Annotated in this window: 12 protein-coding genes and 1 pseudogene; 11 read left to right on the top strand and 2 right to left on the bottom strand. The window is 68.8% G+C overall.

Annotated features, from left to right (window positions below; genetic code table 11):
* Window positions 1–177 precede the first annotated feature (177 nt).
* Window positions 178–852, top strand: a complete 675-nt coding sequence (locus MAA44156_RS07255) for a TetR/AcrR family transcriptional regulator (protein WP_009977106.1) — start codon at window positions 178–180, stop codon at window positions 850–852.
* A 204-nt stretch (window positions 853–1,056) separates the two neighbouring features.
* Window positions 1,057–1,704 (top strand): cutinase family protein, encoded by a 648-nt coding sequence (locus MAA44156_RS07250; RefSeq protein ID WP_009977107.1) that lies wholly within the window; start codon window positions 1,057–1,059, stop codon window positions 1,702–1,704.
* 33 nt (window positions 1,705–1,737) lie between these two features.
* Here the strand turns inward: MAA44156_RS07250 and MAA44156_RS07245 are convergent, their stop codons facing one another.
* Entirely contained in the window at window positions 1,738–2,637 is a 900-nt protein-coding gene (locus MAA44156_RS07245) for an SDR family NAD(P)-dependent oxidoreductase (protein ID WP_009977108.1), read from the bottom strand.
* Between the two features lie 729 nt (window positions 2,638–3,366).
* Here MAA44156_RS07245 and MAA44156_RS07240 point away from each other — a divergent pair.
* From MAA44156_RS07240 to MAA44156_RS07230, 3 genes are all read left to right on the top strand, one after another.
* The gene (locus MAA44156_RS07240) at window positions 3,367–4,176 is read left to right on the top strand and encodes an RNA polymerase sigma factor SigF (RefSeq protein ID WP_011725162.1); all 810 of its coding nucleotides are present in this window, start codon (window positions 3,367–3,369) and stop codon (window positions 4,174–4,176) included.
* 126 nt (window positions 4,177–4,302) lie between these two features.
* Window positions 4,303–4,938 (top strand): hypothetical protein, encoded by a 636-nt coding sequence (locus MAA44156_RS07235; protein WP_031351668.1) that lies wholly within the window; start codon window positions 4,303–4,305, stop codon window positions 4,936–4,938.
* A 30-nt stretch (window positions 4,939–4,968) separates the two neighbouring features.
* Complete coding sequence (locus MAA44156_RS07230) at window positions 4,969–5,460, top strand: DUF2231 domain-containing protein (protein WP_019733501.1); 492 nt, start codon at window positions 4,969–4,971, stop codon at window positions 5,458–5,460.
* 11 nt (window positions 5,461–5,471) lie between these two features.
* Here MAA44156_RS07230 and MAA44156_RS07225 read toward each other — a convergent pair whose 3' ends face one another.
* On the bottom strand, window positions 5,472–5,948 hold the full coding sequence (locus MAA44156_RS07225) for a nitroreductase family deazaflavin-dependent oxidoreductase (protein WP_009977113.1): 477 nt from the start codon (window positions 5,946–5,948) through the stop codon (window positions 5,472–5,474).
* Window positions 5,949–6,132: 184 nt separating this feature from the next.
* Between MAA44156_RS07225 and MAA44156_RS07220 the strand changes: the two genes are divergently transcribed.
* The 6 genes and pseudogenes from MAA44156_RS07220 (at window position 6,133) to MAA44156_RS07195 (ending at window position 12,913) form a co-directional block, all read left to right on the top strand.
* Complete coding sequence (locus MAA44156_RS07220) at window positions 6,133–6,867, top strand: TetR/AcrR family transcriptional regulator (protein ID WP_009977115.1); 735 nt, start codon at window positions 6,133–6,135, stop codon at window positions 6,865–6,867.
* The gene (locus MAA44156_RS07215; protein ID WP_009977117.1) at window positions 6,864–8,093 is read left to right on the top strand and encodes a cytochrome P450; all 1,230 of its coding nucleotides are present in this window, start codon (window positions 6,864–6,866) and stop codon (window positions 8,091–8,093) included. Before MAA44156_RS07220 ends, MAA44156_RS07215 begins: the two co-directional genes overlap by 4 nt.
* Window positions 8,087–9,034: an SDR family oxidoreductase gene (locus tag MAA44156_RS07210; protein ID WP_009977118.1), complete on the top strand. Its 948-nt coding sequence runs from the start codon at window positions 8,087–8,089 to the stop codon at window positions 9,032–9,034. The genes MAA44156_RS07215 and MAA44156_RS07210 overlap by 7 nt, the downstream gene beginning before the upstream one ends.
* A gap of 70 nt (window positions 9,035–9,104) precedes the next feature.
* The gene (locus tag MAA44156_RS07205; protein WP_029248494.1) at window positions 9,105–10,334 is read left to right on the top strand and encodes a M24 family metallopeptidase; all 1,230 of its coding nucleotides are present in this window, start codon (window positions 9,105–9,107) and stop codon (window positions 10,332–10,334) included.
* Window positions 10,324–11,454, top strand: coding sequence for a M24 family metallopeptidase (locus MAA44156_RS07200; protein ID WP_009977120.1), 1,131 nt, complete (start codon window positions 10,324–10,326; stop codon window positions 11,452–11,454). Before MAA44156_RS07205 ends, MAA44156_RS07200 begins: the two co-directional genes overlap by 11 nt.
* Window positions 11,455–11,529: 75 nt before the next feature.
* Window positions 11,530–12,913, top strand: a pseudogene (locus tag MAA44156_RS07195) (HNH endonuclease signature motif containing protein).
* The last annotated feature ends 1 nt before the right edge of the window (window position 12,914 follow it).

Raw genomic sequence — 12,914 nt, 5'->3', positions numbered from 1 at the left:
CCTTTCTGTCCAGCCGGCACGCCGGAAGAGATTCGCAGTGATCATACACAATGGGAATAGTGTCTTGCCGGGTTGCGGGCGCCCCGACGCGTGGGTTAGCCAGCGACGATCCGGCGGTGATGGAGGCTAAGATCCAGCTGTGGGGATCACCTGCTACGAGTTTGCCATCGGGTAATCATGCGCAGTCATGGCTGGGCGGGAAACACGCCGGCATCCGATGCGGAGGCGATCGAGCGCATCCTCGACGCCGCCGACCGGATCATCGCCGAACGCGGGTCGGCGTTGCGGATCGCCGACGTGGCGCGGGCACTGGGCGTGACCCGGCAGACGGTCTACCGCTACTTCCCGGGGACGCAGGCGTTGTTGGTGGCCTCGGCGATGCGGTCGGCCGACGGCTTCCTGGACCGGATGGCGGCCCATCTCGACGGCGTGACCGACCCGGTGGTGGCGATCACCGAGGGGATGGCGTTCGCCGTCGAGGAGCTGGCCTCCGACCACCAGGTCGAGTTCGTCCTCAACCAGCGCCACCGCGGCGGCCAGAAGGTGTCGATCATCTCCGACACCGCGTTGGCGTTCGGCCGATCCATGCTGCACCGTTACGACATCGACTGGGAGAGTTACGGTTTCGACGAAGCCGGGCTGGAAGAGCTGAACGAGTTCTCGTTGCGGGTGCTGCATTCCTTCCTCACCGACCCGGGCCGTCCGCCGCGCACCGGCGCGGATCTGCGGCGCTACCTGACCCGCTGGATCGGGCCGGCGATCGCCTACCCGCAGTTGCTCCGCGCGATGGACGCGCTGGGCGCCGCCGAGCCGCAGCAACGCCCCCGCCGGCGGGCGTCGAAAGCGTCCTGAGCACCCACGCCGGCATTCCAGGCCCAGGCCCCAAGGCCCCGGCGCGGTGACCATACATGTGCACCGACATGTCCGGCGCGGGTGCCCGCGAGGCCGGCCGGTGGTTGTCTTCGTCACAGCACGATCGCCCGGCGCGCGCCGGCGGCCGTGCTGTGGCAGGATCGCGATGTGAAGGCGCGTCTCCTCGCTGGCTTGAGTTGTGCTGTGCTGTCGCCGTTTTGGGCGCTGCTCCTCGGTCCGGCGCTCGTCGGCACGGCCGCGCCGGCAGCCGCGGATTCGTGCCCTGACGTCGAGGTGGTGTTTGCTCGCGGCACCTCCGAACCTCCCGGCGTCGGACGGATCGGCCAGAGCTTCGTCGACACGCTGCGGTCGCGCCTCGGCACGAAGTCCGTGGGCGTCTACCCGGTCAACTACCCCGCCACCACCGACTTCCCCACCGCCGCCGACGGCATCAGCGATGCCGGCGCCCACGTGCAGCAGATGGCCGCGAATTGCCCCCGGACCAAGATGGTGCTGGGCGGCTACTCCCAGGGCGCCGCGGTGATGGGCTTCGTCATCGAAAGTGCGGTGCCGGACGGGGTCCAGCTGGTGCAGTCGCTGCAGCCGATGCCGGCGGCCGTCGCCAACCACGTGGCGGCCGTTGCCCTGTTCGGCAAGCCGTCGGCGCAGTTCATGAGCATCATCAACGAGCCGCCGGTCACCATCGGGCCGCTGTATGCCGCCAAGACCATCGAATTGTGCGTGCCGGGCGACCCGATCTGTTCCGGGGCGGTGAACCCGGCCGCGCATCGGCAGTACGTCGAGGCGGGGATGGTCGATCAGGCGGTCGACTTCACCACCGACCGGGTGTAGGCCGCAATCGCCGGCGCGGTCGGATCCGGCGGGTCATGGCGTCGCCGCCGCGCCGATCATCGTGTGCACCTCCTCGATCGACCACGGCCCGGCCCGATGATGATCGCGGTAGCCTAGCAGGCGCGGTGTTTGACGGTCGAAGCTGCCCACGAAACCGCCTGCGGCGACAAGGATCTGGCCCGTCACGTCGCGCGCCAAGTCGCTGACGAGGTAACCGTAGACCGGCGCCACGAAGACGGGCGGGGCGCTGTCCAGCGAGGCCCGCCTGGTCATGTCGTCGAGCAGCCCGCGACGGTGCAGGTCCTCGATGTGTCGTTCGTAGTCGGCGCCGGTGGACAGCCGTGTCCGGGCGCCGGGACACACCACGTTGGCCCGGACGCCGTAGGCCTTCAATTCGGCGGCGATGGCCATGGTCAGAGCGTTGACGGCACCCTTGCCCGCCGGGTAGCCGGTCCCGCCGTAGTCGCCCAGGAACGCCACCGAGCTGGTGTTGACGATGGACCCGTGCCGCTGCTCGACCATGACCGGGGCGGCCGCCCGGCAGGTGTGGAAAGCGGTGCCCAGGTGGGCGCCGATGAGGTGGTCGAATTCGTCGGCGGTGATGTTCAGGATCGACGAGCCCGCGGGTTCGGCGATGCCGGCGCAGTTGATCAAGGCGTCCAGCCGCCCGAACGCGCCAATGCACTCGTCGACGAGGCTTCGGGCGATGCGCTCGTCGTCGGCGGCTCCCACCACCGCGGTGGCCCGCCCCCCGGCCGCGGTGATCGCCGCAACCGTCTCCCGCACGGCCTGCGGGTCGCGGCCGCTGACGACCACCCCGGCGCCCAGGCCGGCCAGCAGTTCGGCGACCGCGCGCCCGATGCCGCGGCTGCCGCCCGACACCACCGCGCCGCGCCCGGACAGTAACGCGGCGGCGCCGCTCACCGCGGCCACCGCCCAGCGCCGGCTTGCGGGCGAGGTAAAACCTTGCGCGCGAACGGTTTTCGCGATCGGATGCCGGCGAGCCGCCCGGCAGGGATGTCGAACATTAGCCGAACAGTACCCAGCCGTCGCGAAAATGAGAACCGGCGCTCCCGGCCAACCGGATGGTCGGGCACCTACGCTACCGCCGGGTGTGCGGCCGCGCCGAAATCCCGAACGGATACGCCCCGCGGACACCGGGGTGAAACGGGTCACCGCGGGCCGTCGGGACCCCACACCAGGCTGCGACGCTGTTTGCTCACGGCCAATCCGGACCACACGGAGCACTGGTGACGCGGCCGCCGGGCCATCCCCAAGCCTTGCTGGGCCAGCGCTGATACACGTCGGAAACTGTTAAGAAAAGCCCGCAATCTGCTGCCGTAAGCGATCGCCGGGTGCGGCGATGGGGCGTATAGTCGCCACTGAAGTCCGATATGGACGCGTCGCCGTTTAGCTAAAAGCGGCCCAGTCAGCCGCACGGCTACTGAGCTTGGTATGGCTCCGGCGATCCACGATCCGAGTCACCTTCCTGCTAGTCCGTGCGACGGGTAATCGACCGTCCGGCGGATAAGGATGCAGTGGAGGCGACCGTGCGCATCGCTGCGAGGTCCCGCTGCACGACTCGAGGAGTGAGTCAGCAATGGAAACTTGTTCCCGCGCAGTTGTTTACCCGATTCGTCGAGTGAAGAGGTGCGCCAGCCTATGACCAACGCAATCGCTCCGACACCTACAGCTGCCCGGCCCACCACCCAATCCGACGATTCGTACGAAGACGTCGTCGAGATGTTCCTGGAACTGCGCCGGATGCCCGCGGAATCGCACGAGTACCGCCGTCAGCGTGAGCGCATCGTGGCCCGATGCCTGCCCCTGGCCGATCACGTGGCCAGCCATTTCGCCCGCCGCGGCGAGGGTCTCGACGACTTGGTCCAGGTCGCGCGGCTGGGGCTGATGAACGCCGTCAACCGCTTCGATCCGGCGAAGGGTCCCAGCTTCATCGGGTTCGCCGTGCCCACCATGATGGGCGAGGTCCGCCGCTATTTCCGCGACTACAGCTGGGGGATGCGGGTGCCCCGGCGGCTGCGCGAGTTGCACGTGCAGATCAGCAGGACGACCGCCGACCTCGCCCAGCAGCTCGGCCGGGCGCCGAACGCCGGCGAGCTCTCGCAGGTGCTCGAGGTTCCGCGGGAAGAGATCGTCGAATGCCTGGTCGCCGGCGACGCCTATCGCCTCGACTCGTTGGATGCGCCGCAGGGTGCGGACAGTTCCGGGACGCCGCGCTCGGTGGCCGACTCGGTGGGCGACATCGACCCGCAGATCGAGCACATCACCAACCGGGAAGCGCTGCGGGTCCTGGTCGCCACCCTGCCGCACCGCGAACGCGAGGTGTTGCGGATGCGGTTCTTCGAATCCATGACGCAGAGCCAGATAGCCGAGCGGATCGGCGTCTCGCAGATGCAGGTCTCGCGCATCCTGGCAAACACCCTGCGCTGCCTGCGCGACCAACTCGAGTAAACCGTTCATACCAGGAGTGCTCCGCGGCATTCGCTGCCGCGGAGCACTGTACTGTGCGATGCGGAAGACGAACCCGACTGTGTCGCCGGGAAGGTCGCCAGGAAGCCTGGAAGGGAGCTCGATGCGATGAGGACTTCACGTGCGGTGATCGCGGGGGTGGCGGCGACGACGGCGCTGGCCGTGTCGGTCGCCGGGTGCGGCAGCAACAACAAGTCGCAGCCTTCGACGTCGAAGACCGGATCCGCCACCTCGTCGACCTCGGCCACCAGCCCCGCCGCGGCACCGCCCTCGTCGCCGGCGCCGGCGACGCCCAACGAGTACGCCAAGCTGCTCATCCAGGCGAGCGACATCAACGCGCCGGTCCCCTTCACCGGCGCTCCACCGACCGACAACCCCAACGGCCAGCCCGGCGTGTCCACCACCTTCAAAGACGAGGACGGCAGCCACGCCATCAAGATCACCATCGGCATCTACGACGACCCCGGCGCCGCGACCAACGCGTTGAACGCGGCGAAGGGCCAGCAGGGCGCCGTGGTCAAAGACCCCAGCACGCAGCCGTCCAACATCGGCAGCGGCGGCACGATGCTGATGGGTAACGCACCCGACCGCAGCAAGGGTGTGGTGGTACTGCTGTTCACCGAGGGCAAGGCGCTGGCGACGCTGGAGTTCGACGGTCCCACCGACACGCTGGCCCCGCCCGAATTCGCCAACGACGTCGGCCAGAAGCAGGACGCGGCCATCAAGAAGGGGCTGGGCGGCTAGCTAGCTAGCGGGCTGCGGAGGGGGCGCGACTTGAACGTCATCAACGGGATGCCGGCCCATGCGCTGCTGGTGCATTTCGTGCTGGTGCTGGTGCCGCTGACGGCGCTGCTGGACATCGTGTGCGGGCTCTGGCCGGCGGCGCGGCGCGGGCAACTGATGTTGCTGACGCTGATCCTGGCCGTGGTCACGATGGCGCTGACGCCGATCACCATCGACGCCGGCGGATGGCTGTACGACCAGCGGGCCAACCCCAGCCCCATCCTGCAGGAGCACGCCACCCTGGGCAGTGCGATGACCTACTTTTCCGCCGCCCTGCTGGCGGTCGCGATCGTGCTGGCACTGCTGGGCCTGATCGAACGCCGGTCGGACAAGCGGCGTCTGCTGACCCGCGGCGTCGTCGCGGTCCTGGCGCTGGGCATCGGCATCGCCTCGATGGTCCAGATCTACCGGGTGGGTGACGCTGGGGCCCAATCGGTTTGGGGCGGCGAGATAGCGCACCTGAAAAAGGCGCACCCAGGATAACGGTCCCCGGATCAGCCGGTCGGGGTGAGCAGAAACAGCCGAAATCGCCGCGCACCCGCGAGTTCTTGGGCCAGACCGTAATTCGGCCAGTGCGCCAGCGCGGCGGCCCAGGCCGCGTCGCGCTCTTGCCCACCGAGCAGCTGCACCGCCGCGACGAAACGATGCCCCCGACTGCGCACCGTGACCCGTTGTGCCGCTTTGAGATTCGCCGACCACGACGGGTGCCGCCGGCGTCCCCAGTTCGAACCGACCAACAACAGACCGTCACGAAAAGGGACGTACTGCACCGTCGCGCTTCGGGCGAGGCCGGTCTTGCGTCCCGAGACGGTGATCCGCACATTCGGCAGACCGGCGAGGTCGAGCACTCCCAGCCGCCCCTTCGTGGCGAACCGCAGCAGCGCCTCCACGCCCTCGACGATCGGCCGCCCGCGGCCCATCAGCAGGCGGTAGACCGCCCGGCTGCGGCCCAACCGCTGCAGCGAATTCATGCCACGACTGTATTCGCCGTGAGCCGCCTGCAGGCGTCAGCGCGATGAAATGCCGTCGACGCGCCCACCTTTGACCGAGGCAGCCCGGCCCCACCCGGGTCCGCCTGGCGTCGCCCGGGGTGCGACGCCTGCCCTCGCCCGCGGTGCGACGGTAAATAAATTGCTTGATTTAACACCACGGTGGGTGTTCACTGAGGCGATGACCGCCGAGCGCATCGCTCGTTCCGACAGATCGACGGGCACCCGAGAGGCCATCCTGTCGGCCGCCGAGGTGTTGTTCGCCGAGCGCGGGATGTACGCCGTGTCGAACCGGCAGATCAGCGAAGCCGCCGGGCAGGGCAACAACGCCGCCGCCTGCTACCACTTCGGCACCCGGGTCGATCTGCTCCGGGCCATCGAGGGCAAGCACCGCGAGCCGATCGAGAAGCTGCGCGCGCAGATGTTGGCCGCCGTCGGCGATTCCACCGAGCTGCGCGACTGGGTGGGCGCGCTGGTGCGCCCGCTGACCGACCACCTGTCCGCGCTGGGCACCCCCAGCTGGTATGCCCGGTTCGCCGCCCAGGCCATGGCCGATCCCAGCTACCGCCACGTGGTCACCAAGGACGCGCTGAGTTCGCCGTTGCTGGTGCGCACCCTCGACGGCATCAACCGCTGCCTTCCCGAGCTGCCCCGGCGGGTGCGGGCCGAGCGCACTGTCATGGTGCGCAACCTGCTCATGCACACCTGCGCCGAGCACGAGGGCGCGCTGGCCGAACACGGGCCGCGGTCCCGGTCGGCGTGGCCGGTCGCCGCGGAAGGGCTGATCGACGCCATCGTCGGGCTGTGGCGAGCGCCGGTGCACGTGGCGGCCGCGGCCGGTCCCACGGCGCAGACCACGGCACCGGCCACCGGACAGACCGATCACCGAGGAGCACCATGACGCAGCCGTCGACCGACGCCGACACCGACATTCCGGACTTCCCGATGACGCGGGCCCCGGGCTGCCCGTTCGCCCCGCCACCGAAGGTGTTGCAGCTCAACGCCGACAAGCAGCTGAGCAGGGTGCGGATCTGGGACGGCAGCACCCCGTGGCTGGTCCACGGCTACCAGGCGATCCGCGCGTTGTTCGCCGATGCGCGCACCAGTGTGGACGACCGCCTGCCCGGTTATCCGCACTGGAACGAGGGCATGCTCGCCACGGTGCACAAGCGGCCGCGTTCGGTGTTCACCTCCGACGCCGAGGAGCACACCAGGTTTCGCCGGATGCTGTCCAAACCGTTCACCTTCAAGCGGGTGGAGGCGCTGCGGCCGGCGGTGCAGAAAATCACCGATGACCACATCGACGCGCTGCTGAGGGGTCCGAACCCGGGCGACATCGTCAGCACCGTCTCGCTGCCGGTCCCCTCGCTGGTCATCAGCGAACTGCTGGGGGTGCCGTACGAGGACGCGGAGTTCTTCCAGACCCAAGCCCAGCGCGGCATGGGCCGGTACGCGACCGAGGAGGACACCGCTCAGGGCGCGGCCTCGTTGGCGAAGTATCTGGCCAACCTGGTCCGGGCCAAAATGCAAAGTCCCTCAGAAGATTTGGTGTCCGACCTGGCGGAGCGTGTCAACGCCGAAGAGATCAGCGTGCGCGAGGCCGCGCAGCTGGCCACCGGCGTGCTGATCACGGGCCATGAGACCACCGCGAACATGATCAGCCTCAGTGTGGCCGCGTTGCTCGAGCATCCCGACCAGCGTGCGCTGTTGTGCGACACCGACGACCCCAAGGTCATCGCCACCGCGGTCGAAGAGCTGATGCGCTACCTGAGCATCATCCAGACCGGGCAGCGGCGCATCGCCATCGAGGACATCGAGATCGGCGGTGAGACGATCCGGGCCGGCGAGGGCATCATCCTCGACGTCGCTCCCGCGAATTGGGATGCCCGCCAATTCCCCAACCCGGACCGGCTGGACCTGCGCCGCGAAGACGGGCCCCACGTCGGGTTCGGCTACGGTCGCCACCAATGCGTGGGTCAGCAGCTGGCCCGGATGGAACTGCAGATCGTCCTGCCCACGTTGCTACGCCGCGTCCCCACGCTGCGCCTCGCCGCGCCGCTTTACGAACTGCCGTTCAAACACGACGCACTGGCCTACGGCCTCTACGAGCTGCCCGTGACATGGTGAAGCCCAACCTGACCCTCGAAATCCCCGATCTGCGAGGCAAATTCGCCGTCGTGACGGGGGCCAACAGCGGCTTGGGGTTCGGGCTGGCCAAGCGGCTTGCGGCGGCGGGCGCCGAGGTGGTGCTGGCGGTCCGCGACCCGGCCAAGGGCGACCAGGCGGTCGCCGCGATCCGGCGGGAGGTCCCCCAGGCCAAGCTCACGATCCGCCAGCTGGACCTGTCGTCGCTGCGCAGCGTGGCCGCGCTGGGTGAACAGCTGACCGCCGAGGGGCGTCCGATCGACATCTTGATCAACAACGCCGGCGTGATGGCCCCGCCCCGGCGGCAGCAGACCAGCGACGGATTCGAATTACAGTTCGGCACAAACCATCTCGGGCACTTCGCGTTGACGGGACTCCTGCTGGCGCTGCTGCGCGCCGCGGACTCCGCCCGGGTGGTCACCGTCAGCAGTATCGCCGCCACCCAGCGCAAACTCGACTTCGCCGACGTGAACGCCGAACACGGCTACCAACCCATGTACAGCTACGGTGTGGCCAAACTGGCACAGCTGATGTTCGCCGTGGAGCTGGACTGGCGCAGCCGGCTCGGCGGTTGGGGTCTGATGTCCAACGCCGCGCACCCCGGACTGGCCAAGACCAACCTGCTCAGCGGCGCCTCCTACGGCAGCAGCGCGCCGACATTGCAGGCCCGGCTCACCCGGCTGACGTGGCGGCTGCTGCCGTTCATGTGGCTCGACATCGACGAGGCCGTCAAGCCGACGCTGTATGCCGCGGTGTCACCGGATGCGCAGGGCGCTCGCTACTATGGCCCGCGCGGGTTCTACGAAACCGCCAGGGGCGGCGTGACTTTCGCGCGCGTACCGCCGCTGGCGCGCAGCGAGCCCGAGATGGCGCGGTTGTGGCGGCTCTCCGAACAGCTCAGCGGCGTCGACTATCCCGGCTGAACCGCAGCAACGACCACGAAGGGACGATGGTGCTGATGCCGGGGCGAAAGCAATTCCTGGGGATTTCAGCGTGACGGCCTCAGCGCGCGGATCGGTGATCGACATCCCCGACGAGCCGGACTGGGCGCGGATGCGCGCCGAGACCGGGGCCCGGTTGCGCGGCGCAATGGCCGACCACGGCGTCGACGCGTTGATCCTGCTGATGAACGGCTACGTGGGATATGCGACGGGAGCCAGCTGGCCGTTGCTGGACGCGGGCCTGTCCCACGTGGAGCGCCCGGTCGCCGTCGTGCTCGCCGACGACGAGCATCCGCACCTGTTCATGCCGTTCCGCAGCGGCGCATCCGCGGAATCACCGGTACCCGACGACCACCTGCACGGACCCGCCTACCTCGAATTCGACCACGGCGTCCAGGATTTCGCGCGGACGCTGGCCGATCTCGTCCCGCCACGGGGGCGCATCGCCGTCGACGAACTCACCGGGGCGATGCGCCGGGCCGCGGTCACCCTGTTTCCGTCCGGCCCGCCGACGGATGCGGCGACGGTGCTCGGCGCCGCGCAACTGGTGAAGACCCGCGACGAGTTGTCGTGTCTGCGCCGGGCCGCCCGGATCACCGAAGAGGCCATTGTCGACGTGCAGCGGGCGCTGCGGCCGGGGGTACGGCAGATCGACCTTTCGCCCACCTTCGTCCGCCGCGCATTCGAACTGGGCGCCACCACCAACATGCTGGAGGCGATCTGGCAGGTGATGCCGAGTTCGCGGGAAGCCGGGGTATGGACGACGCATGGCGACCTGGCGCTTCCGCTGCTGCCCACCGAGCGGGAACTGGCCGCCGGCGATGTGTTGTGGACCGACATCAGCATCACCTACGCCGGATACTGTTCAGACTTCGGCCGGACCTGGGTGGTCGGCCGGGAGCCCACGCCGCGGCAACAGGACCAGTTCCACCGCTGGCGCGACATCCTGGACGCCGTGCTGGCGGTGACCAAAGCCGGTGTCACGTCGGGTGATCTGGCGCGTGCGGCGATCGCCGCGAACGGCGGGCGCAAACCGTGGCTGCCGCATTTCTATCTGGGCCACGGCATCGGCACCTATCCCGCCGAAGCCCCGATGATCGGCACGGATCTCGGTGAGGAGTTCGACGACAACTTCGTCTTTCCCCCGGGCATGGTTCTGGTGCTGGAACCCGTGGTGTGGGAGGACGGGACCGGAGGCTATCGCAGTGAGGAGATCGTGGTGATCACCGAGGACGGCTACCTGCCGATCACCGACTACCCCTATGCGCCCTATGGCGACTGAGGTTCTGCCCGATGCCCCGGCGCTGCGGTTGGCACGCCGGCAACGGGCGCTGGCGGCGATGGATGAGCACGGCCTCGACATGCTGGTGCTCGGCCGGCAGGCCAACATCCGCTACGTCACCGGCGCGCCGCAGCTCTGGATAGCCGGAACGCGACCGTTCGGCCCGATGTGCGTGCTTGTGCGCGCCACCGGCGACATCTATCTGAACAGCACCGACGACGAGGGTGTCCCGGAGGAGATCGACCACGATCACCTGTACGGCCTGGCCTGGAATCCGGTGACGCTGATCGACGTGCTCAGGAAGGTCGAGGGCGCCGAATCGGCGCGGCGGGTCGGAACCGACGCGCTCACACCGACTTTCGCCGCCTTGCTGCCCGAGGCCTTCCCCAATGCCGAACTCGTGGACGCCGAGCCGGCGATGCGTGCGGCGCGGCGCATCAAGACGCCCGACGAAATCACCGCGATGGGTGCGGCGCTGCGCGTCGCCGAGCACGGATTGGCTGCTGCGCTGGCCGAATTGGTGCCGGGCGCGGCGGAGCGGACGCTGGCCGGGGCCATGATGGAGGCGATGGCCGCGGGTGGGGTCAGCACACCGGCCACCCAGGATGCCGCCTGGGTGACGTCGCGGGAACGGCCGTGGCGGCGGGCCGGTTCGGGCGAGGTGCGCCCGGGTGACCTGGTGGCGTTCGCCGCCGGGGCGCTGGCCGACGGTTATGTGGCCGAGGTGGGCCGCACCTGGCCGGCCGGTGATACGGTCGGCGGTCAGGTTCGCGCGCTGTTCGGCCGGTCGAATGCGTTGTACGACAGGATGCTTGCCGCCTGCCGCCCCGGTGCGTCCACCGGCGATCTGCTCGCCGCCTATCGCGCTGTCGATGAGCCGGTACCGCCGATGCCGGTGGCGCACGGGCTGGGCCTCGGTTTCGATCCGCCGGTAGTGTCCGAAACACTGGCGGCCGCAGGAGAACGGGATCGCATGGAGGCCGGCATGGTGTTGGCCATCACCGGCTACGTGTGGCAGCGCGGGATCGGCGCGGTGTTCCGCCGCGACACCGTCCACATCACCGAGGGTGGTGTGCAGGTGTTGACGGCCAGCCCGACGTGGACTGGTCCACTCCCCTAAATCCCTTGTGTCACTTGGGTTTCTGTGGTCACATGGCGGCGATTCTTGTCGGTGCCCCTTCATACACTTCGAGGCATGGGCTGCAGCAGTCGTGAAGAGATCGTCAAGGTCTTCGATGCGCTGGATGCTGCGCTCGACCGCCTGGGCGAGTTGAGTTTTGACGCATTGACGACCCGCGAGTGTCTATCGTTGTTACAGCGCTGCGAGATGGTGCGCCGGCGCCTGCCGGTCCCCGAGCATCCGCTGATCAATCACGTTGCCCGGCAAGCCAGCCCGGCGGAGTTGGGTGGCCGGCTTTCGCATGCGATCGCCGAGGCGACGCTGATCAGCCGCGCCGAGGCCGCCCGGCGGGTGCACACCGCCGCTGATCTGGGCCCCCGCGTCGGGCTGACCGGCGAGCCGTTGCCTCCGGTGCTGGCCGCCACCGCCGCGCGGCAACGGGAGGGGTTGTTGGGTCTCGAGCAAGTGGCGGTGATCCGTAAGTTCTGCCACCAGTTGCCCGGTTGGATCGACCAGGCAACCCGGGAGCGCGCCGAAGCTGACCTCGCCAACCAGGGCACCCGGTATCGGCCCGAACACCTCGCCGCGTTGGCCGGCACGCTGGCCGATTGCCTCAACCCCGACGGCCTCTACCGCGACGAAGACCGCGCCCGCCGCCGCAGCCTCACCCTGGACAACCAACACGCCGACGGCATGTCCGAACTCCGCGGACTACTGACCCCCGAACTACGTGCCACCCTCGAAGCCGTGCTGGCCAAACTCGCCGCCCCCGGCATGTGCAACCCCCTCGACGAAAACCCGTGCGTGGAGGGCACTCCGAGTCAAGACGCCATCGACGGTGATGCCCGCTCGGCGGCCCAGCGCAACCACGATGGGCTGCTGGCCGGCCTGCGCGCCCTGCTGGCCTCAGGAAACCTCGGCCAACACAACGGGCTCCCGGCCTCCATCATCGTCACCACCACCCTGGCCGACCTCGAAACCGCCGCCGGGCGGGGCCTCACCGGCGGGGGGCACCCTGCTGCCCATGTCCGATGTGATCCGGCTATCCCGGCATGCCCACCACTACCTCGCGATCTTCGACCACGGCAAAGCCCTGGCCCTGTATCACACCAAACGCCTGGCCTCCCCCGCACAGCGCATCGTGTTATACGCCAAAGACCGCGGCTGCACCGTCCCCGGCTACTACAGCGAAGTGCACCACTGCACCGACTACGCCACCTGCCACACCACCAACATCAACGACCTGACCTTCGCCTGCGGACCCCACCACCGCCTCCTGCAACCCGGCGCCTGGACCACCCACAAAAACACACGCGGCGAAACCCAATGGATCCCACCACCCCACCTAGACCGAAACCAACCCCGCACCAACACCTTCCACCACCCCGAAAAACTCCTACGCGGGGAGAACGAGGACGAAGACGAGGACAGCGACGGCGATGACGACGCGGCAGCGTAGC

This window comes from Mycobacterium avium subsp. avium, from assembly GCF_009741445.1.
Classification (GTDB): domain Bacteria; phylum Actinomycetota; class Actinomycetes; order Mycobacteriales; family Mycobacteriaceae; genus Mycobacterium; species Mycobacterium avium.
The sequence above is the reverse complement of the archived record's forward strand: the minus strand, read 5'-3'. Positions and strand labels throughout refer to the sequence as shown.